Source organism: Candidatus Marsarchaeota archaeon, from assembly GCA_023485295.1.
GTDB lineage: Archaea > Micrarchaeota > Micrarchaeia > Micrarchaeales > Micrarchaeaceae > Micrarchaeum_A.
On sequence record JAMCZQ010000002.1, the window covers coordinates 86,560 to 108,475 of the forward strand.

Consider the following 21,916-nt stretch of genomic DNA (forward strand, 5'->3'; position numbering starts at 1 on the left):
ATAGAATGTTGTTTTCGGAATTGGCATCTTATTATGAAAGGCTAGAAGGCATATCCTCAAGGCTAGAAATGATAGAGGTAATGTCGTCAATATTCAAAAGCTCAACGAAGGACGAAATAGACAAGATAGTATATATGACGCAGGGCGTTCTTGCGCCTCCGTTTGAAGGAATCGAGTTTGGCGTAGCGGAAAAGATGGCCGAGGAAGCCATAGCCATAGCTTCAGGCTTCAGCAAGCAAGAGGTTGAGAATTCCTTCAGGAAGCTTGGGGACTTGGGCAGCGCAGCAGAAAAGCTAGTCGGGGAATCAAAGCTAAAGCGCATGTCCAGCTCGAAGCTTTCGGTTACCGAAGTCTATGGGGCGATGTTCAAGATTGCGCAGGCATCAGGCAAGGGCAGCAAGGACCAGAAGATACGCATGCTAGCTTCAATGATAGCACAGGCTTCGCCAATAGAGGCAAGATACATTGTAAGGTATCCGCTCGGGCAGCTGCGACTTGGGCTTGGGGACGCAACGATGCTGGAGGCGCTTTCGGTAATGGAAAGTGGCGAGCGCAAGCTCAAGGAAGACCTTGAGCGCGCATATAACATTTGCAGCGACCTGGGCGTTGTTGCAAAGGAGCTAAAGAGCAACGGCATAAAGGCCATCAAATCGCTAAGCGTAACGCTTTTCAAGCCCATAAGGCCAGCCTTGGCGGAGCGACTGCCCACCGTTGAAAAGATACTAGAAAAGATGGGCGGCAAATGCGCTGCGGAGCAGAAATATGACGGTTTCAGGTGCCAGATTCACAAGGACGGGAAACGCGTCAAGATATATTCCAGAAGGCTTGAAGAAACAACTAGCATGTTCCCGGACCTTGTCACTGCAGTGCAGCACGAGATCAAGGCGGAAAAGGCCATATTCGAGGGCGAAGCGCTTGCATTCAACGATGTTACGAACGAATTCATGCCATTCCAGGAAACTATACAGCGCAAGCGCAAGCACGGGATTTCTGAGAAGAGCGAGGAGCTGCCGCTGAAGCTGATGGCATTCGACTTGCTGTACCTGGAAGGCAAGGACTACATGGGCGAGCCGTATAGCGCCAGGAGGGCAAAGCTAGAGTCGCTAACTTCCAACGGGAATGTGATAGGCACTTCAAACAGGATAGTAACCTCTTCGGCCAAGGAGCTCGAGAAATTTTTCGAATCCTCAATAGAAAACGGCCTTGAAGGCATTGTTGCAAAGGACCTTAACGCCCAGTACATAGCTGGCGCAAGGAAATTCTCCTGGATAAAGCTCAAGCGCAGCTACAAGGGCGAGCTGTCGGATACGCTGGACCTTGTAATAATAGGCTATTACAGGGGGAAGGGCTCCAGGACGCAATTCGGCTTTGGAGGCCTGCTGTGCGCAGTGTACAACGACAAAACAGACATGTTTGAATCTGTTTCGAAGATAGGCACTGGCTTCACCGAAAAACAGATGCAGGAGCTGAGCGAAACGCTCGAAAAGATACGCGTGCAGTCCAAGCCTGCGCGCGTCAGCGCAATTATAGAGCCAGACTTTTGGGTATACCCGAAGTATGTAATCACTGTGCGTGCAGACGAAATAACGAAATCGCCCACGCACACCTGCGGCATGTCAAAGGACGAGAACGGAATCGAGACCGGCTATGCCCTCAGGTTTCCGAGGCTGGCCGGGGACGAGGCGATACGGTCGGACAAAGGCCCTGCAGATGCAACAACGACGAAAGAGATAATAGAGCTCTTTAAGCAGCAGAAAAAGGTCAGGGTGCCTGAATAGTCAACCGCAGATCATACTGCCCTTGCAGTCTCTATGGTCTTGGAGAACTTTTGCAGGCCTTTTATTATATCCTTTACCTTCGGATTGAGCTTGTACCCAAGGCTGTAGCCGCTTGAAATCCTTATGTGCGTAGGCTGTATGACATTCAAGTCAAGGGAAAGCTCCCTAAGCGAGATGATGAGGGTCTTCCTGGTAAACTTCTTTTCAAGCATGGAATAGATCTCCTTGGTCGTCCTAGGCGACTTCTGGAACAATAGGTCCATGACTGCATAATTCGGCCTGCTTATTGCCTTTCTTAAAGCCCAAATCGCATCCCGTTGCTTTTCTTTTTTTACCATAATAATTCTTTTTGTAAAAGATTTATATATATTTGCCATTTATTCGCAAATTGCCCGCCAAAGCCCATAACACCCATTGCTGCAGCAGGAATCAGGCCAGATTCGGATGTCTTATACAAAAGTATATAAATATTTACTTTAATAAAATATCATGGATAATATGTTTCTAAAAATGCTCAAGCAGTTCCGGAAGCCCGAGCCTGGCAGCCAGTCGTACCTGTCATATAAAATGACGTTCTCATTCACTGAAGACTATCCTGATACTGCCTATGAAAATCCAATGGATGACAGGGTTATTGGGAAGAGGGCTAAAGCCAACATCTATGCAATAAATGCCGGAAGCGTTAGGGAAGCTGACAAAATAGGCATGATGAAGGCCAAGGAGCATCTAGTTGAAATGGCCGTCAGTAATGCAATATCTTCGCCAGGAGAAGCCTTCAAGAACGCCTCGTTTATAAAGGAGGCGGCAGGGATAGCAGAAAAGTATGCCGGGCTAAGCTCCACCGTGCTGGCAAAAGCTGTCGCACACGATGTTTTCGGCTACGGCCCGCTAAGCCTTATCCTGGAGGACAAGGAAAACATTGAAGAGATAGTGGTGAACGGCCCTACGTCAAACATCTGCGTATACCATTCGAAATACGGCTTTTGCATTACGAACATGAAGTTCAATTCAGAGGCAAATGCCAGGTTCAACATAAACAGGATGCTTTCTGCAGCCGACAAGGAATTAAACGATGCAAACCCTGTGGTAGATGCCAGAGTGGCGCTTGACGCAAGGATGCATGCGCAAACGCAGCCGTACTCTGCAAACGGCATAATGGCGTCTATACGCATAGCGCATACAAAGGGCTTAGGCATTGCATCTCTTTTGAAAAACAACACTGTAAACGATGTGCAGGCTGCATACATATGGATTGCGATAGAAGCTGGCCTCAACGTTCTGATTTCAGGCGCTCCAGCTTCTGGGAAAACTACGCTGATGAACGCCCTGAAGAGTTTTATGCCTAGGTATGAGCGCATCGTATCTATAGAGGAAGAAGCTAACGAAGTAGACTTCCAGAGCAATTTCACAAACGCAGTGTACTTGATAGGTAAGAAATCAGGCAGGGTTGGATTCCAGGAGCAAGTAGCCAACGCTCTTCGCCTCCGTCCTGATAGGCTAGTAATAGGCGAAATAAGGGGCAGTGAGGCCAAAGACGTATTTTTTGGCTCAAATACTGGAGTGCCCTTCATGGCCACGATGCATTCAAATTCGAGCGGCCTTAGCGTCATTGCGCGCCTCCAGTCAAAGCCCATGTCGGTCGATGAGGAGCTGATTGCCAACCTTGACATAGTTATCTTTATGGAGATCGGGGAAAACCTTTCCAGGCGCCTTGCAGCCATAGACGACTACTTCTGGCTGCAGAGGGCAGAAATAGACCCAGGCACAGCTCAGTCTAAAGTTGAGATAAAGCGCCAATTCGACCATGCAACTTTTGACAAATCCGCGCTGAAGCGTTCAAAGGCCATAATAAGATACGCTATTAAGAACGGCATTTCTCCAACAGAAGCGCTCGCTGAATTCGTCAAGAGGGCAAAGTTCATAAAAGAAGCAATGAAGCGTGATCCAAGCACTCTTGAAAAACAGATAACTGACTACTGGTCATAGGATGAAACAAAAACAGTCTTATGCGGAGCTTGCATATGCAATTGCGCTTGCTGCGATACTTGCAGCATCAGCCTATCTTGCGTCTTACATTATTCTGGGCAGATACTATGCGCTGATAGCGCTTATGGCATTCCTGTGCGCAGTTTTCTCAATACGCATAGCAAAGCAGTCGAGCAGAAGCTTGCTCAACATCTCTAGCCTAAAAGGCCTCTCAGGAATCATAGAATCCGCTTTGGCAAAGGAGCATTCAAGCGGCTGCACAATGTCAGAGGCTATTTCAGAGTCGATGAGCGCAACAAGGGAAGGCAGCGAGCTAAGCGCCCTATTCAATAACATCCTGCGCAGGCTCAGCTACCAGGAGTTCGGCTCGGCTGTGCTTTCGCAGATACGCACATGCGAATGCGCTGGCTCTGAAGCCGTGTCAATGCTGGCAAAGGCTGGCGAATACTACAATGAGGGCTTGGACGAAGTGAAAGCGCTATCCAGCTGCCGCGACATGACTGCATTTCTAATCTCTTCAAGGGCAGAGTCGGCAGCCAGTGGAATAAATAAGTACACCACGCTGCAGAATGTGCTCTCTACAGTGGTGCCTTCGTTCGTGCTTTTTGGTTTCGTTGGATACTCAATCATGGTTGGCACTGACAGCATGCTTGCTGCCGTCTTCGCCGTGATGGTGCTGATAATTCCATTGCTTTATCTGGCAGTCGTGTCAAAGCTAAGGGTGATATCGTCATATGCTGCATAAAATTGCAAATATGGCTGCAAAAGTGAAAAGTGCAGCACGCATACCTGCTGCAGGCATAGCGCCAAAAGCTGTAGACGTGGCGAGCATCGCAGCCTTTTCCGCAGCAATGGCATTGCTGCTTTGGAGCGTATTTGCAGCAATCCCATTGTTCGTTGCAGGGGCAGTTCCACAGGCATTTAAATCACTCTCCAGGCGCCGCGAAGCGTCTTCCAGGTCAGTATTCATAAAGGCCCTTTCAAGAGCCTCGCGCATCAGCCCTGGGAAAAGTTTTGCAAGCGTGCTGGCAAAGGAAATGCCGATGGAGGTGCTTTCATATTCGAAGCTAGGGCATGCGCTTAAAAGGTACGCCCTTACCGGCAATGTGCAATTGCTCAAGGACGATGCTTTTGCATCGCCTGCAAGTCACGCAGCGCAGGCAGGCACGCTCTTGGCATATGCATTCGATAAAGGCATAGACCCGGCTCCGCTTGTCTACGAATTTGCCAGGAGAGAGTCCGAAAATGAATCATTTGCGTCAAAAATAGCACCGCAAATCGCAAACTCCAATGCAATGTCCCTTGCAGGCATAAACCTATTCTTTCCATCTTTTGCAGGCATAACCATGAATATACTAAATGCTTCATGGCTCAGTGTCGGCCATTCTGCCGGCATTGCATTCGCGCCAATGTTTGCGATATTCATTGCCTATGTGCTGCTGGCCGATTCCATAACCCTTTGGAAGCCTGGGATCGGCATGGTTGGATTGGCTGCAAGCATAGCACAATGGGCATGCATAGGGGCTATCTGCATGAAAGTTGCATACATGCTTTCGTCATTTGCTGTTTGAGGTGATAAAATGGGAACATATACTGCAGAAATCAGGGCAATGCTGAGCATTGCAAAATCAGTCAGGGGCCAAAGCTCAATCGAATACCTAATGATGCTGTCGGCTGTCAGCATAGTAATCGTAGTGGCCTTGGCAATGATAACGCAGCTGAAAGGCGCGGCATTGCATACATTCTTCAACGGTACGAACGGCAGCGTGATCTCTACGCTGAAGACTGAGATGGAAAATATAACAAAGGCGAGCTAAATGCCCGGCTCACATGGCAAAGCGCAGCTTAGCATAGAGTTCCTGATATATGTCAGCATAAGCCTTGCCGCCCTTGCAGGGTCGCTGTATGCTGCAAACGGCATTGCCGCAAGATACCACAAATCAATAGGTGAATCGGAGATGCAAAACCTGGCCATTGACATAGATTCAAGCATAGGCTATGCAGATTCTATGTTTTACGCATACGTGCCCAAGTCGATATGCTCGTGCTCGCCTGCGCACAGCTCGATCCTGTGCAACGGGAGCCTGACGCAGCTGGGCGCAGACATAAGCATTGGGAAGAGCGTATGCGATTATAGCGGCAGGGTGGAGGACCTGCATCTGCAGTACATGCTCAACGGTACGTATCGCCTGGGTGCTAGTCCATGATTGCACAGCTGTCGTTAGACTTCATTGTCCAGCTCGTGCTGGCCGTCGCGCTCTGCGGCATGCTGCTTGGCATAGGCATATACGGTCTACATGTGGCTGGCATATTTGCTTCGCAGGCAAGCTCCTCTGCAAGCGGATCAGCAGCTGCGGCAGGGCAAAGCCAGTCGGCTGGCAATTATACATAGGTGTTGCATGTGGAAGCAGCTAGCAGCAAAGGCATGGCAACAGGGATTGAATACATAATCGCATCGCTGCTAGCTATTGCCGCGCTGGTGCTTTTCGTAACGTATGCGCTCTCCTACATCTCTGCAGAATCGTCGCAGTCCTCGTATGCAGAAAACCAGATTGAAATTGGGATCGCTCTGGGAGAGGCGTCGTTCTATGCATTTTCGCACAATGCCCAATCAGTGGCATCAATATACGGCAATTCAACCGAGCTTGGGATTGCAAGCCTTGGCAGCGTTAAAAGCATTTCTGGCTACTGCGATAACTCATCGCTTGGGGAATGCGCAATAATTCCTGTAAACGGCATTGCTTACATAATGCGGGTGGATTAGATGGCAAACGCACAGACATCAATAGAATTTGTAATAATACTGGCTGCAATAGGCGCCCTCTCTACAGTCAGCGTAGCTTATTTCATGCAGGTGCATGCATCGCTTTCCGGAGCAATAGAATCTGCCTACAAAGGCAATGACATTTCGCCAGGGCAGGCAGTGCAGCATAACATAAGCATTTCAGCTTATATCTTAGCCAGCAGCAATGCAAGCCAGCATTCGAATTCTTCAGGCGTGCTCTTCGTTTCATCAACAGGTTTGAATCATATAATTGCTACGGCAAACGCAACCAACGCAACAATGCCTGAATACAGCTTTAGCGCACCTGCGCTGAACAGAATGGCAGTTTTCCCATTCCAGTTTCGCCCATCCAACGCACTCAGAGGCGAAATAATGTTTACCGTAACTGCCGGTTACGGCAACAGCATTATGTCAAAGACCATCAGCTTCAATTTCTCAGTGCAAGGCAGTAAGCCTGCCGTTTCATCGCAGACTGCCGCAATCGAAGCGCGCATCATACCATCGTCAGAATACCTGGCCTACAACATATCGAATGCAACAGCCATAAGCGTGATTTCTGAAACGTCGCACTGCAGCGCGCTCAACTTCTGGGGCGACCAGCTTCCAATACAGGACCAATGCCAAAACGCATCGTGGTACTTCTGGCAGTTCTCCTCAGGATGCTATTATAGCAACGCGCAGGTGCCAACTGCAACATACTGCTTGTATTCCAGCCCAACACACAGTTCCATCGCAAGCCTTGTAGGCGCGCCACGCTACGTTTTCAACATCACAGTTGAGATAAACTATTCCGGCGCTGCAATGGAAGCGGTGCTGACTAATTCTTCGAGCAAATCAGAGTTAATGCTAAACGGTGCAGAAATCGGCACAGTGGAAATGGGCCATGGGATATACGGCACAAGCCAGTTGCCGCCAGCAGCACTGCTGCTGAACAAGAGCGGGGCATACGCGATTGGCTATACTCCATATTCAGATTATGAAGGCGCACAGCAGCAGCTATCAAGCGTACTGTCGTATTACAACAATTCAGATTCCGGGTCCGCACAAGCATCCATATCGAAGCTCATGCACTACTACAACCTTTCGCTTGCCAGCATGGCGGAAAGCGCATCTCTGGCAAACTCAACCGGCTGTAATATGCGGAAGCAGGGCAGCACAGCATACTACTATTGCGAGCCTTCTGAGCCATTCCAATTCTACAACATTTCAGTCACGATATTCAACTATTCCGGAAGCTTGCAGGAGCTGAATTACATTGGATCAGAAATAAGGATAAACTAGGCGTTTAGCAATGAAAGCACAGGCCGCACTCATCGAGGCGATGATATCAATTGCAATACTTGGCGCAGCAGCATCTTTCATGTATGCAGCAAGCCTCTATTCCGGGATGCAAGTGCATGGGGTGCATAGAGATGCAGCATATGCGTTCTCGCTTTTCGCTTCGAGAAATGCAAGCTTGGGCAAATGCATAAGCTCAGGGAACTTTTCAGCCGAATGCGAATACATAGCAGCGGCATTCGTAAAGGCATACGACATACAGTCAATGCAGGTTTCTTACAACGGCAGGCATTCGGATTTTGGAAGCAGCACAGTCTGCCCAAGCAATTATGTATACTGTGCGGTTGTGGCTTACAACCTAACGCCTTCCTATGCCTGCGTAAGCGTATGTGGTTAAAATGTCATTATTCGGCATGTGCATAATCGCAACTTCCATAATAATACTGGGCTTTGCAGCCGTTATGGGCCAGATGTCGGCTTCTCATGCTGCGCTCGCTAATGCGTACATTTCTTATGAGAACTCCGGGCTCGTGCAATCATTCGCCCTGATGTCAAGATATGCGCTGTCCGGAAGCAGCAACCCTGGCACAGCATATGCGATGCTGGTTAATGCCTCTTCGATAGACGGCGTCAATCTTACATACGCAGGAGGGTATCTGGTCGTCAGAAGCATTAGCAGGCCTTACCGATATGCAGTCCTAAGAATAAGCATGGGAAAGGATAGCGGCTAAAGCTCAGGCACAAGCTGCAGATTACTCATGCCTTTGGCTGATAATGCTCCTTATGCTTCTGGAATATTCCTCAGGCGTTATGCTGCTGCCGTAATATCCTGCCATCTGCATAGGCCCGATCTCAGACACCCTTGGGACTATTTCTATGCATGCGTGGAATGCATGCTCTTTCCTTAGGCTGTAGCCCAGTATGTTGTATGCGTGAGCTCCGAAATATTCGTCGTTCGCAGCTACGATTTCCTTGCATGCCGACAGCATTCCAGAAAGCTCATCGCTTTCCAATTCGCTTAGCATGCTCACATGCCTTTTGGGCATTACCACGGATTCGCCAGTGTAGAGCTGCGCAAAAGGCGCGAATGCAATTGCGCTGCTGTTCTCCAGTAGCTTTCTCTGCGTCTCTGCACCAGCAGCATACTCGAGCAGGCACTGACCGCGCTTTTCCCTAAATTCTAATGTTTTTTTGAGCCTGAGCCTGACAATCTCAGGAATATCAGCATAGCCGTAGCCCAATGTCTGCCAATGGGAATGCGATAGCGTTCCGCTGCTTTTTCTTCCAAAGTTCTTATTCAGATAAACGAAATCTATCCCGTCGTTCGTGTACACCCTTCTTTCTGCCTCTAATATCGCGTCGGCAAGGTCCCTAATGTTATTTGCATTAAATTGCTCGAATCTCTGCTCGTGCTCCCTCGAATCTATTATCACAAGGCTAAAGCCGTAATAGGAAAATCTTTCGAATATGTCATTGCTTTCGTGAGCTTGCACAGCGCTGCAGTCCAATTGCGGATACTTGTTGTAGATGACCCTGACCCTGCAAGGGTTGCCTATCTCAAAAAATGTCTTGTTAAGCTCGTATTTTTCTGGCTCAAAAGGGCAGTATTCCCTTCCCTTGTCTTCTATCGCTTCGCTGGTCACATAATCTACTGGCCTGTTTTTCCTAGAAACAGCGAAAACGGATTTCAGCCCTGTGCGATAGTCTGTCCTTATCTCTCCACGCTCGAACGGATTTACAGAAATAGGTTCTTCTTTATTCTGGTTTTTCTGCATTTCTTCAAAATCCATGTACATCAATAATATACATAAGAAATGCTTAAATACTCTTACGGTAGCTTAAGAAGCCTCAAGAGGGATTTGAACCCTCGACCTTCTGCTTACCATGCAGACGCTCTACCATGCTGAGCTACTGAGGCGGAAGCATGCAATAGCCTTTTTATATGAAATGTTATAAATCCCTATTGTTGGAAATGGACGATGAATTCAAGAAGCGAATAAAGGAATTCAGGGCTTTGAAAAAGCTAGGCCAGAACTTCCTAGTAAACGAGGATATAGCCGCATCAGAAGCGCAATACGCAATCGGGAAGCATGCGCTAGAGATAGGCCCAGGATTCGGCGTGCTTACAAGGCAGCTATGCATGGTTTCAAAAGCCGTAACTGCCGTAGAGAAAGACAAAAGGCTTTTTGAGCTGCTGTCTACGAGCCTCGAATTCAAAAATCTAAGCCTGATCCACGGGGACTTTTTCAAGCTTGCGCCTGAAAGCTTCAGCAACCCTGACATACTGGTATCGAATATACCTTACAACCTTTCAAGCAAGACGGTATCATGGCTCACAAGCAACGGCATGGAAGCGCTGCTCTGCCTTCAAAAAGAATTCGTAGAGCACATGCTGGCAGAGCCTGGGTCAAAGAAGTATTCCAGGCTAAGCGTGACCACGCAGCTTTCTTTTAAGGCATACAGGATGATGGATGTGCCAAGGAACAATTTCTATCCGGTGCCAAAAGTAGACTCCAGCATAGTCTATCTTAAGCCAGTGACGGAAAATGTGCTTGGCAAGCAGGAATTAACGGTAATAGCGCTTTTGATGGAGCACAAGAAAAAGCTGCTGCGCAATGCGCTAATTGACTCCTCAGCAGCTCTTTCCCTAAGCGATTCAAAAGCAAGGGCATTGGCAGAATCGCTAAGCCGCAAGGAGAAGCGCGTATTCACCCTTACCCCAAATGAGCTTGCGGATTCCGCATCCGAAATACTCGAAGCAATCGGCATTAGCGGATAGCATGCTTAAGCATGAAATTTTAGGGGCGCAGCACTGCCTTTGCAAGACTATATACATTTAAATAATTTATAATTGCAATATGCGTATAGTGAAACCGATGGCGTACAGTTCCGGGCGTGTATTGCAGCTTGCAGTTGCCTTTGCTGCAATCGCAATGCTTGTTGGCCTTTTCCCAAATTATGCATTCAGCGCTGCTGCAAGCGTTCAGGCGCAAAATGTGATAACCCCTGTGCCGATGGTCGCAACATTCAGCTGCCCTTCAGGCGTGGCACAGCAGAACACGTACGAGCCCTCAAGCTCTACCACGCTAACTTCTGACGTGTGTGCAAACTACGTTATAATACCGAGCGGCGTTACGCTTTCAACCAACGGCTTTGCCATATATGCAATAGACGAATTCGTCAACAACGGAGTGGTCGAAAACCTTGATGGCGGAGCAGGCGGTGCTGCATATTCTGATGCTTCTAGTGGAACAGCCCAGAATGGGAATAATGCAGGCTCTTACACATACTTGGATTATGGAGGTGATGGTGGGGCAGGAAACCATCAATCTGGGTGTTTAGGGGGTTGCTGGGGGAACGGCGGCAGTGGTGGTGGAGGTCCGAATGCATACGGGTATTATGAAGCAAACGCATTAGAGTCTGACGGTGCAAACTTTAGCGGCGGCGGCGGAGGCGGCGGTGCTTACCTCGGAGGTGGCAGCAACGGCGGCAAAGGGGGCGGCTATATCATGATATATGCGGATCGCTTTATAAACAATAATATAATAAACGCATCAGGCTCGCCAGGCGCTGGCGGTGTGCCATGGCCTGGCGCTGGCGGTGGCGGTGGCTATATAAAATTGAACATAACAACAGAAAATCCGAACTACGTGGTGCTTGGAACAATATATGCAAACGGCGGCAACGGCGGCGCGCTTTCATCTAGTAGCTATTGCGGTGGCGCTGGTGGCGGTGGCGGTGGCGTAGTAAATATAACTGTAGAGCCTGGAATACTGCGCGCAGGCAATGAAGGCGATTCGTATTCGTCAGTAACCGCATTTAACGGAACGGCAAGCCCAGAATCAAACCCCCCATGTGAAAACGGCGACCCAGGCACAGAAGGCTCTGTGATAATATCAAATTTTGCTATACAAAAGGCTTATAGCGGCTGCACCGGCGCTGGCGATTCATACAGCCAGACTGATGGCTATTGCGTTTTTGTGACAACCACCTCAATAACAACATCTGCGCAAAATGATTATGGCGGAGAGGGCTCATTGGCGACTGTAACATCGCAATCGGAAAACAGCCCGGTAACTGCAAATGAGATAGCTTATACAAACGAGAGCGCACAATGGCTTCTTACCTGCCCATTAGCCCCTAACGTGCTTAATACTACCGAGTATTTCGAAACAAACAACAACTCGTTCATAGGGGGTGACAGATGCCTGGCAAGTGATGGCTCGCTCAACACTATTTTTACAATAAACACTGTTGTTTCATGGACCGAGAACACGATAGCAAACTCAACTACTACATTCTCTGTATATGATCCTGGGATAATAACAATCCAGAATCTCGGCTTCCTTGGCCAAGCAGACTTGCCGATATCTGGGAATGCAGTAATATCGAACGCATACGATTCGCAAGCGTATCTATTCAACCAGCTGCCGACCCAGGAAGAGGCAGGCGCATGGACATGGAACATCGTATTCGCAAATTTCAGCAACTTCAAGCCTTCAAACGCCCAGCAGCTTACGCAAAGGGTCAGGGAATTCCCAAAGCCAGGCTCATCTTTTAATGACTTGAAATACGTAAATCAGTCTGACTCTTGCACTTACTACTATACGTTCAGCGAAGGCGTCAAATTTGACGGAATAAGCAATCATAACATGCCAGTGCCTGTTCAGCTCACATCATACCTGCCTACCAGGATACAGTTTCCAAATAATACCGTTGCAGAAGCCAATACTGCAAAGCCAAGCCCGCAAAATACCAACGGCGGCCCGTTGTCAGGCTGTGGAGTATACCTGTTTTATGACGGAGGGGTTTATGGCGGTGGTGAATGCAGCGCCCTTACACCATACAGCTTGAATGTTGTCACAAACAACGCAAGATTCTTTTACAATAATAATAAGGACTCAGGTGGAGGTGCAGGCTGCAATCCATTACTGCCAGCTTATGAATGCGGCGGCAACTCATATGTGTATACGACCAACGACCCTGCGTTTGTTGACGATTACTTAGTTGCGAATGCTAGCTCTAAGGATTTCGGCTTTGCGAGCAATTTCTATGTTTATGCAATACCACAGTCTGTTGTCACATTTAACAGCGTTAATTTATTGCCATACTTCCTATACAATTTCAGCACTCCTGCAACTACAAGCGATATCAATGGCAGGGCACAGTACCTGAACGAATCATTCGACATGTACAGTCCTACAAACTACTTGGATCCGAATTCCCTAGACCCATTCGCGTTGCATACAGGTTCGGGATTTTTTGCGACTGTGGATAACAGCAGTGGCAGTTATCTTGCCGAGTTTCCGCTATCCGAGGTAGAAACGCCATCCAATTCGGCTTTCGACAATCCAGACATACATTTTATATCATCCCTCAATTCTTCGCAGCAATCTGGTGCTACAAGCATAGTTGGAAGCATTGCAAATACATTATTCGGCAAGACCGTTGGCGGTTTCAAGGAGGGTTATGTGGGCTCACCTTCTTTCGTCCTCTCAGCCCCAAACGATTATGTATACATATTGAACCATACAACAAAGAACGGCTTTTTTACAAGCACAACCGATTCAATATTATTTACGACAAGGTTCATACCTGCAGGTTATTACAATCTTACCAATCTACAGCCAAACTTTGTTACAAATACCCTGTATACATCTAACGATGTTTGGGATAATGCATGGAAAACATATTGGTCAGCAGCCTTGATAGAGCAGTCGCAGAACTTCTACGTCACAAACGTCACTCCAATTACGTCTTCCACAAGCAAGGTGTGCTTCTCATGGTCATTCCATTGCATAATAGACAAGGGTGCTGCAGCCGTCCAGAAATTCATACCTACCTCAATGGCTACAGATTATGCAGATGACAAGTTCCTGGCCGGCGTTGATACAGGCCTCAACAACAAGCTTGAGCTCGTAGCATCATTTTCAAATGGTACGTATGTAACTGCCGAGGAGACTTCAGATGCGGGCTTCCCGTTGCCGCAATACCTTGCTTCTACTGCAGGCGGGCAATTCTTGTACCTGTCAAACAACACATACCCAAACATACCGATGTTTTCATCAAATACCCTTCAGTATGTAAGGAATATAAGCCTCTCTTACTCAAATGTGTCGTACGGCCTAAACATAACATCGTACTTGGCGCACGGCGGCCCATTCGGCAGCAGCCAGATAGCGCAGGCTTATGCAAATCAGGCCAATGTAATGGATACAAATTCAAACCACCATCCGATTGCAATATTCGACTATGGCGACCTGCTGTATGTGGTAGACAACTGGACATTCACAGTTAACGGCTTCACATCCAGCATATGGATGCTCCGGGTATTCTTCCCGAATGGCACGCAGGTTGAAATAGACCCGGCGGCATACGATGACATGATCCTAAACTCTAGTCTGGGCTCCAGCATAAATTACAACGTTGGAAGTTCAAGCGCAGCTTTGTCAAACCCGCCGTATGGATGGCCCATTTCAGCTAACATATCCATCGGCAACGGCAAATACGTTTCTTACTGCATACAGTCATGCACATATGGCCCGAGCGACGGCATAAGCTACAAGGGCTACTACCCGATAGGGCCTCTCATAAACAGCCATGGCCTTTCCGGCCCTGAAAACCAGACTGGCTTCTATATGGACTACAATGGCACTGTTTATATGGTGTCGCACGATCTTCAGCTGAGCCCTTCATTCAGCTCTTTTGGATTTGCAGGCTGCACACTGTTTGCCTTTGCTGCAGGCGACTGCCAAGGGGTGTACACAGAATTCCTGCGCTTTAGGCCTGACATAATAAACTATACAAAAATATCGCTTGGAGCATATGCACCATACAGCTGCTTGCTAAATGTAACCCCAGATAAGCAGAATTCCTGCACAAACAACAATTATATATCGGAAATATATCCGCCGTTTGCTGCAGCGCCAAGCTCGTCCAAGTTTGTCTTCGGCGAAGGTGCAGCCGCTACATATTACGATGCAGATATACTGGCACAGTCCCTGTTTCCAAACGGCGCCGGGGCCTATACAAGCAATAGCTATGTGAGCTCGCAGACCTCCAGCCAGGAGTCTAACACACTTGGCACCAGCGGTACATTCAATTCCATAACGGGCAATACAATACTGCCGTCGGCGCTTTCCAAGCTCACGAACGAGGCGCTATTTACAAATCTTACTACATCTCTAGGAGGCTACGCCCTGCTTCCTTACAATGTAACCTATTCCATATCTAAGTCATGGACGCTCATACGCTCCAACCCGTCAAGCTGCTCCAATCCATTCCCTGCTTCAAATACTATTGTATATAACGGCATATCAGCGTTTCAAATAAATGTTACAACGCCTTCAAATTCAGTTATACCTATAGACGGCGGCCCCACATATCTGGATTACCTGCAGCAAAAAAATACATATTACAATGCAAATCTGTCTGACGCAGATCTCATATTGCCTCCAAGCATCGGCTATTACATATTCACGAACCGCCTATTCGGTCAGATAAACATAAACCAATCAGTGAACAACAGCATCGAGAGACTCGTCCCGCTGATAATAAACGCGACGAGGCTCTACAATTATAAGCTAAATACTGTGGAGCAAAGCGTCAGCAACCCCAATTTCAAAAACCCGCCATTTACATATAACGGCTTTGCAATAGAGCAGATAGCCACCGCAAACGCATTGGCATTGCCGATTTACGGATCAAATATGATAACAACAAGCAATGTATTCACAGGCAACAATCTATTGAGCTATTCAAATGCAACTGTAGAAAGCTATACAAACATACTGCAGCAGTACAGCTTCTTTAAGTATCTTGACACAATCGGGCTGACGCTGTTCAATGACCCTCAAGCCTTGGGCTACAACAGGCTCCTGTACGACTTCCAGGATGCGTTCAACAACACAATCTATGCGCCTGTAGACGTTGACCTTGCAAACACTACAATAATAGACCTCGCTGTCAATCCGATAATCAACGCACTCAATCCGAACGAAACGACATTGCAGGTAAACGGGACTGCAGGCTATTACACGGGCTTGTACACGCAGACGTATTCCCCGCTGCCTGCGGGCTCAGACATATACCTTTACTACGATACCCAATTTAATTATTTCAATAAGACTTACCAGCCAGGCACAACCATAAGCGAAGAAGAAAAATATTACGAATATGACCAAAATTGCGCGTTTGGAATAAATCCAGGGGAGAACTGCACACTCGCAAATCCATTGAGCGAATATATACAGGGCCCAATAGGCGCCAGCGAGGCAAACACGATAACCTTCCACACCCAGTATAATTCAAGCGGCGATTGCGCCCTGCCTCCAAAGCAGAGCCTGCTGAATGTATCAGTGCCGATAAACTGCAATATTTACGGCTACAACGGCCTGCCTGCTGTAGTGCCGCCAGGCTATGAGGCCGCCAACGAGATAACAAGCTATTGGAGATACTGCCAGCCAGACTTCCTCAACGGAAGCGGTTCCCTTACATCCCAGCTTGGCCTCGCGGCGATAGTAACTACAAATGCTAACGGAGCATTTTCTACAAATACAATAAATGTGTGCGGCACAGGGGCTGCCACGCTCAAGGCTGCATATTTCGGCGGCCCGTATCCTGAGCCACAGATATATAACCAGTATCCCATAACCGGCTCGGTATTGAGCCTTTCAGTCCCCTCATCTACATATGACGCGTACATAAGTGCCATCCACTCATGCGAAGCTTTCGGGCTCCCTGAAAGCTATTGTGAAGAATTCTACGGCCCGCTGTATGGCATACCCTCTCCTATAAAAACATTCGAGTATAATTATACGAATGCGCCAAACCTGACTGCCGTATCGTTCGACACAGGCAGCTACTTCCTTAGCTTTGGAGACATAAGCCTTGTAATAACCGCACTGGCAATAGCCGGCATAATGGCATACATGTATTTCAGCCCAAAAGCTTACCGCAGCAAAAGAAAAAGGGCCAACAAATAGGTATTTATATTAAAAACGCTAATATAATACTGGAGAGTATGTTTGGGTTGATACCTATACTTCTTAGCTTCAATGTCATACTCGCATTAGTCCCAGTAATACTTGTTTTGATACTAATAGCAGCTGCAGCTGGCCTCACCAGAGGCTCTGACATATTCGCTTTGCTCGGCCTTGGCGCAATAATGGGTTTTGCTAAAGCCGGCGGCGGCGGCGCAGGCAAAGGCATGAAAAAGCTGCGATATGGCGCAAACGTTATACAAAGGGGCAAGGCAGCCTCAAAGGCCAGTGACACAGGGGTTCCTGGCAGGCTGAAGAACATACATAAAGCAGTCAAGAACAGGAACAGCGAGAATGCATTAACGCATAGGGAAAAGCTAATAAATGACAGGATTAATAAAGCCGAAGCAAAGGCTCAAAAGTACAGGACAAAGGCCCAAAAGCCAGGTCTGCTGGCAGCGCAGAAGCAAAGATATGTGCGAAAAGCAAATAGCTATGATCAAAAAGCCAAAAAATCGATGGGAAAGTTAAAAAGGGTCCATGAGATGCAGTCCTCAGAACAGCTGCAAAACGCAGCAATACTTACAAACGCTCCTGAAGCTGCTGCGATACTTGGCATATCTGCTGGCGCAGCAGGTGCAGCAGGAATTGCAGGAAGGAAGTCCAGTGGCGGTTCTGGAGGCAGCGCAACGCCAGGCGGCCAGGGCGGTGGAGTAAAGCTGAGCACAGCTTCGCCGCGGAAAGTGCGCAAAATCAATAAAATAAATACTAAAGTAGGCAAAAAAGTAAATGAATACAATAATTTGGGCCAGCAAATAGACCAATTAACTAAGAATTACGGCCAAAAGTTTGGAAAACCCCTTGAAGAAGCTACTGTAAAGCGCAGGGTTGCAGGCATAAACGAGGCTGGAGGCTTATTTGTAGGCAGTATATTCGGTGGTAAAGCAATCAAGAAAAAGATAAATGAAAGCCGCAAGACGCTTGAAGGTAAAGTCAAGGACGCAGATTCGAAGATTGCCAAAGAGAAAGCGGACATAAACAGAAAGCTAAAGGAGCTGGACGATTCGTTGCAACGCGTTAAGATACAAGACCCTGCTAAAGCATTTGCTCTAGCTAATGAAATAAACAGGCAAAAGAAGGTACTCAGAAATGAATCTTCCAAGCGCATTGCAGAACTTAGCAAAGAAAAGGATGTTGCTGTAAAAAATCTCAAAGCATTCAACACTTCAGTTCCTGTATTTTCGCAGAAATATGGTGAATTTAAAGAGAACAATAGGCTTTATGGAAGAAATGCCCTTCTTGTCGGTTCAGTGCAGGGCGATAAGGCCAATGCAAATGTTCCAGGCAGTGCGCCGCAGCAGTCAATTTTAAAGACTGTGGCTTTCGGGACACCGCGAAAAGCACGTGAAAACACCATGGCTATTGGGGTGCCAGTTTTACCTGCAGTGCTTAAGCCTATAGGCCAGCACTTTACATCACATAAGCTTGTAAAGGAATCTGGTGAAACAAGGGCGCAATTCAAGGAAAGGAAAAAGATGGTAAGGCAAATAGAGAAAGTAGGAAGACAGCAGGAAAATGTAAAGTCTGAACTTGCCAAGCAGGTGCAAAAGTACCCAAAAAGCAAGGGAGGGGTGATACCGCCTTCAAATCCACCAGGTTCTGGTGGCCCGGCCGCAGGCGGAGGCGCAGCTAATGCAGCACCTGTAGGCGCCGCAGCAGCAGCTGCAGCAGCAGGCTCGGCCCAAACAATAATATCCTCTTCAAAGCCCTCGACGTCAACATCTTCAAAGCCTTCAATGTCCTCATCTTCAAATCCAAAAATAATATCCTCTTCAAAGCCTTCTGCATCTCCATCTCCTAAACCATCAACATCCTCTTCAAAGCCCTCGACGTCAACATCTTCAAAGCCTTCGACATCAACATCTTCAGAACCATCAATGTCCTCATCTTCAAAGCCTTCAATGTCCTCATCTTCAAAGCCTTCTGCATCTCCATCTCCTAAACCATCAACATCCTCTTCAAAGCCCTCGACGTCAACATCTTCAAAGCCTTCGACATCAACATCTTCAGAACCATCAATGTCCTCATCTTCAAAGCCTTCAATGTCCTCATCTTCAAAGCCTTCTGCATCTCCATCTCCTAAACCATCAACATCCTCTTCAAAGCCCTCGACGTCAACATCTTCAAAGCCTTCGACATCAACATCTTCAGAACCATCAATGTCCTCATCTTCAAAGCCTTCAATGTCCTCATCTTCAAAGCCTTCTGCATCTCCATCTCCTAAACCATCAACATCCTCTTCAAAGCCTTCAATGACATCACAAAGTGGCGAAGGGGCAGGTTATGCTACTGGATCAGGTCCATGGTCTAAAACAGACAATACCTCTAGCAAAGGAGAGGGAAGCGGTAAAGAAAATGAAAAGGCCCAGGGTAATAATAGCGAAGGAACTACTGGAAAGCAAAATAATGATAACAAAGGAAGTAATACTTCACATGAGAATAAAGAAGCAAAAGAAAAGCAAGAAGGGGAAAGCGAAGGAAGTAACACTTCGCAGAAGAATAAACAGGCAAAAGAAAAGCAAGAAGGGGAAAAAGCTACTAGCGAGAAAGACAAAAGGGAGGAGAGGAATAAAAGGATGGCAGACCTTGAAGAGAAGCAGGAAGAGCTTAAGAAGTCTAAAAGTGAAGAGGAGGAAAAGAAAAGCAAAGAGGACGAAGATGAGGCCGAAAAAGAAAAGCAGCAAAAGGAAGAGGATGAAAAAGCACGCGATGAAGAGAAAAACTCAGATAAAGAAAAGCAGAAATATTCCGAGCAGGAAAAAGAAGGAAGCGAAAACGAGGACCAAGCAGAGCAATAGCCTGATCACATTTTCGGATTTACCTATTTAATCAAATGCTTCTATGAATAGAGATTTATTATACTGCCAGCTATCTTTGCGCCTGCGCTCATCTCTGGCATTATGCATTTGTATACTCCGCTCCTGTTGAGCTTTGGTATATTTTCTTGGTGCGCCACCCTTGTTATGAGTTTTATTGCGTGATTTGCAGATTTTGCTGAAACTGCCATAAGGCCATTGCTTATATCATCGTCACTGCATGCAATTGCATAGGCTGCCGCTTCAATCCCTGCGTTATGCAGCACCTCTTTTGAATCAAGATTTCCAATTATGCCAAAAGCGCCTAGCTCTATCACCCTATCTAGCTCATTTTTGTTTTTCACTATAAAAACGGTCGGTATTCCTTTTTCAGCGAGCCCTTTGTAAAGCGTGGTACTGAAGCCGTTATAAGGCGCGACGATCGCATGCCCTTTCAGCCTTCTTACTTTGGCCTTCATGTACCTCTCCTTCAGGCCGAGCCCCTTTATAAAGTCGAAGAAAATGCTCGCTATCCACACAGCAAGCATTGCAAATACAATAACGTCAATTATGTTGGCAAGTATGAGCAAAGGAGTTTCAGCAACGCCTATTGGGAGCTTGAAATATTCTATGTCAAATGCGAGGAGCATATTCCATGCAACTGCTACGCCTAAGCCAATGCCAGCAGCAACAGTAAGCCCTACGGCGACTATGAAAAGCGCGATTGAAACGTAAACTATCACCAAGAGCCTTTCGTCGACCATGCTATCTGCCAAAACCAAACGTTTCGCTTATCCTGTCGCCCAAATCCAACCCGGCCAGTATCTCAGGCACAACGCAAAGCGTCACTCCAGCCCTATGCATTTTTGTTATGCTCTGCTCAGATCTTGCCCTAGTTATTATATTTAATTTCGGATTTAGGTAGTGGGCAGTTACCGTACCAAGAAGGTTCTCGAAATCGTTCTCAGTTGTAAACACTATCGACTTCGCATTTCCTACAGAACATTTTTTAAGTATGTTTGCATCTGTAAAATCCCCCCTGATCGAGGTATAGCCCATGCTGTGCAGGATGTCTATCTTTGCTTGGTCCTTGTCTATCACAATAAAGCTCTTTTTTTTGCTCTTTAGCTTTGTGCATAGGTCTTCGGCCAAACTGTTGTACCCGCACACTATTATTCCGTTCTTCATCTTCTTTATATTCGCTATGTTAAGCCTTTCGAAGATATCTATTGAAGTTATAAGCTCTACAACGCCAGCAAGTATGAAACCTATAGCTACGATCTTTATAACGCCGTCAAACATCAAAATTGTAAATGACGAATAGAAGGGCGCTGCGAGCACCGTGCTGTAATAGCCAATGGTCGGATTCAGTTTCACTCCATTTATGTCAAATAGCGCAGAAAGCGTAAAATACGAGGAATCGTATATATTGTGTACGCTCGAATTGACATAAATTGTGGTAATAATCCCGGAGGCCAATACTATTGCTACCAAAACTGTAATGTACTCCAATGGCATATCTATTTTGGTATTGCCAACGCTCATGCAATCCACTACTTTGTAAGCTCCGACAATATCTCGTCGCTGGCGCTATTCTGCGGCATTACTATGTAATCTGCGCCTGCCTCTAACATTTTTTCCCTGACCAGATTGTCGCTAGCGCGCGTAGCTATAAATATGCTCTTGTTAAGGTCCCTGGCAGTGAGTACCGTGAAAAGGTTTTTGGCGTCATTGTCCATGGCAATCGCTATGGCCCTCGCAGATGCTATTTCTGCGTTTTTCAACGCATGCGACGTCGTGGCGTCGCCTTCTATGACGGAATAGCCTTTTTCCCTGGCGTGTTCAGCCGTATCGTGGTTGCTTTCAACTATAACAAATCGTATTCCATGCTCGGCAAGTATCTCAACTATGTGTTGCCCGACAATGCCATAGCCGCAAACTATCGTATGACCTGAAAGCGATTCCAAAAACAACACCTGCGCTTTAAAAATGCAAATTCAAATTTAAATAATAATGTGTTGTGCACTGCACGCTTTTTAAACCGGCATTGTAAAGTCAAATCCGCAAGGGCAACGCAGTTTTACAGATGCAAGTCCCAAATCACGCCATAGCAGGGCCATAGCGCTCAAAATAAGCATTAAAGAAATATGATTAGCTCCAGCCAGATTCGAACTGGCGTTTACGGCTCCAGAGGCCGCCGTCCTTTTACGGTTGCGATTGCAATGTCCACTAGACGATGGAGCTAATGTGCTA

General features: G+C 47.1%; 19 protein-coding genes and 2 tRNA genes. 14 read left to right on the top strand and 7 right to left on the bottom strand.

Going from position 1 to position 21,916, the window contains the following annotated elements:
- Positions 1-5 precede the first annotated feature (5 nt).
- Positions 6-1,778, top strand: a complete 1,773-nt coding sequence (locus M1125_01020) for an ATP-dependent DNA ligase (protein ID MCL5404408.1) — start codon at positions 6-8, stop codon at positions 1,776-1,778.
- A gap of 11 nt (positions 1,779-1,789) precedes the next feature.
- Here M1125_01020 and M1125_01025 read toward each other — a convergent pair whose 3' ends face one another.
- Entirely contained in the window at positions 1,790-2,116 is a 327-nt protein-coding gene (locus M1125_01025) for a hypothetical protein (GenBank protein ID MCL5404409.1), read from the bottom strand.
- A 160-nt stretch (positions 2,117-2,276) separates the two neighbouring features.
- Here M1125_01025 and tadA point away from each other — a divergent pair, with 160 nt between their 5' ends.
- The 10 genes from tadA to M1125_01075 are packed head-to-tail and all read left to right on the top strand — an operon-like array spanning position 2,277 to position 8,558.
- Positions 2,277-3,764 (top strand): Flp pilus assembly complex ATPase component TadA, encoded by a 1,488-nt coding sequence (gene tadA / locus M1125_01030; protein ID MCL5404410.1) that lies wholly within the window; start codon positions 2,277-2,279, stop codon positions 3,762-3,764.
- Position 3,765: 1 nt separating this feature from the next.
- Positions 3,766-4,509, top strand: a complete 744-nt coding sequence (locus M1125_01035) for a hypothetical protein (GenBank protein MCL5404411.1) — start codon at positions 3,766-3,768, stop codon at positions 4,507-4,509.
- Positions 4,510-4,519: 10 nt separating this feature from the next.
- The gene (locus tag M1125_01040) at positions 4,520-5,335 is read left to right on the top strand and encodes a hypothetical protein (protein ID MCL5404412.1); all 816 of its coding nucleotides are present in this window, start codon (positions 4,520-4,522) and stop codon (positions 5,333-5,335) included.
- Positions 5,336-5,344: 9 nt separating this feature from the next.
- The gene (locus M1125_01045) at positions 5,345-5,581 is read left to right on the top strand and encodes a hypothetical protein (protein ID MCL5404413.1); all 237 of its coding nucleotides are present in this window, start codon (positions 5,345-5,347) and stop codon (positions 5,579-5,581) included.
- The gene (locus tag M1125_01050; GenBank protein MCL5404414.1) at positions 5,582-5,971 is read left to right on the top strand and encodes a hypothetical protein; all 390 of its coding nucleotides are present in this window, start codon (positions 5,582-5,584) and stop codon (positions 5,969-5,971) included. It abuts the gene before it with no gap.
- The gene (locus tag M1125_01055; GenBank protein MCL5404415.1) at positions 5,968-6,156 is read left to right on the top strand and encodes a hypothetical protein; all 189 of its coding nucleotides are present in this window, start codon (positions 5,968-5,970) and stop codon (positions 6,154-6,156) included. The genes M1125_01050 and M1125_01055 overlap by 4 nt, the downstream gene beginning before the upstream one ends.
- Positions 6,157-6,165: 9 nt before the next feature.
- Positions 6,166-6,528 (top strand): hypothetical protein, encoded by a 363-nt coding sequence (locus M1125_01060; GenBank protein ID MCL5404416.1) that lies wholly within the window; start codon positions 6,166-6,168, stop codon positions 6,526-6,528.
- Positions 6,529-7,830: a hypothetical protein gene (locus M1125_01065; protein MCL5404417.1), complete on the top strand. Its 1,302-nt coding sequence runs from the start codon at positions 6,529-6,531 to the stop codon at positions 7,828-7,830.
- Between the two features lie 10 nt (positions 7,831-7,840).
- Positions 7,841-8,224, top strand: a complete 384-nt coding sequence (locus tag M1125_01070) for a hypothetical protein (protein ID MCL5404418.1) — start codon at positions 7,841-7,843, stop codon at positions 8,222-8,224.
- A gap of 1 nt (position 8,225) precedes the next feature.
- Positions 8,226-8,558, top strand: coding sequence for a hypothetical protein (locus M1125_01075; protein MCL5404419.1), 333 nt, complete (start codon positions 8,226-8,228; stop codon positions 8,556-8,558).
- Between the two features lie 21 nt (positions 8,559-8,579).
- Here M1125_01075 and M1125_01080 read toward each other — a convergent pair whose 3' ends face one another.
- Together M1125_01080 and M1125_01085 are read right to left on the bottom strand one after the other, a co-directional pair.
- On the bottom strand, positions 8,580-9,617 hold the full coding sequence (locus tag M1125_01080; GenBank protein MCL5404420.1) for a hypothetical protein: 1,038 nt from the start codon (positions 9,615-9,617) through the stop codon (positions 8,580-8,582).
- Between the two features lie 54 nt (positions 9,618-9,671).
- Positions 9,672-9,745: transfer RNA gene (locus M1125_01085), tRNA-Thr, on the bottom strand.
- Positions 9,746-9,799: 54 nt separating this feature from the next.
- On the opposite strand from M1125_01085, the gene rsmA reads away from it, so the two are divergent.
- From rsmA to M1125_01100, 3 genes are all read left to right on the top strand, one after another.
- Positions 9,800-10,606 carry a 16S rRNA (adenine(1518)-N(6)/adenine(1519)-N(6))-dimethyltransferase RsmA gene (gene rsmA, locus M1125_01090; protein ID MCL5404421.1) on the top strand — a complete coding sequence of 269 codons (807 nt, stop codon included), beginning with the start codon at positions 9,800-9,802 and terminating at the stop codon, positions 10,604-10,606.
- A gap of 97 nt (positions 10,607-10,703) precedes the next feature.
- Positions 10,704-16,811, top strand: a complete 6,108-nt coding sequence (locus M1125_01095) for a hypothetical protein (GenBank protein ID MCL5404422.1) — start codon at positions 10,704-10,706, stop codon at positions 16,809-16,811.
- Positions 16,812-16,849: 38 nt separating this feature from the next.
- Positions 16,850-19,666 (top strand): hypothetical protein, encoded by a 2,817-nt coding sequence (locus tag M1125_01100; protein ID MCL5404423.1) that lies wholly within the window; start codon positions 16,850-16,852, stop codon positions 19,664-19,666.
- 41 nt (positions 19,667-19,707) lie between these two features.
- On the opposite strand, the gene M1125_01105 is transcribed toward M1125_01100, so the two are convergent.
- The 4 genes from M1125_01105 to M1125_01120 form a co-directional block, all read right to left on the bottom strand.
- Entirely contained in the window at positions 19,708-20,445 is a 738-nt protein-coding gene (locus M1125_01105; protein MCL5404424.1) for an NAD-binding protein, read from the bottom strand.
- Positions 20,429-21,208 carry an NAD-binding protein gene (locus M1125_01110; GenBank protein MCL5404425.1) on the bottom strand — a complete coding sequence of 260 codons (780 nt, stop codon included), beginning with the start codon at positions 21,206-21,208 and terminating at the stop codon, positions 20,429-20,431. The genes M1125_01105 and M1125_01110 overlap by 17 nt, the downstream gene beginning before the upstream one ends.
- An 8-nt stretch (positions 21,209-21,216) precedes the next feature.
- On the bottom strand, positions 21,217-21,630 hold the full coding sequence (locus M1125_01115) for an NAD-binding protein (protein ID MCL5404426.1): 414 nt from the start codon (positions 21,628-21,630) through the stop codon (positions 21,217-21,219).
- 185 nt (positions 21,631-21,815) lie between these two features.
- Positions 21,816-21,907: transfer RNA gene (locus tag M1125_01120), tRNA-Gln, on the bottom strand.
- Positions 21,908-21,916: the final 9 nt, after the last annotated feature.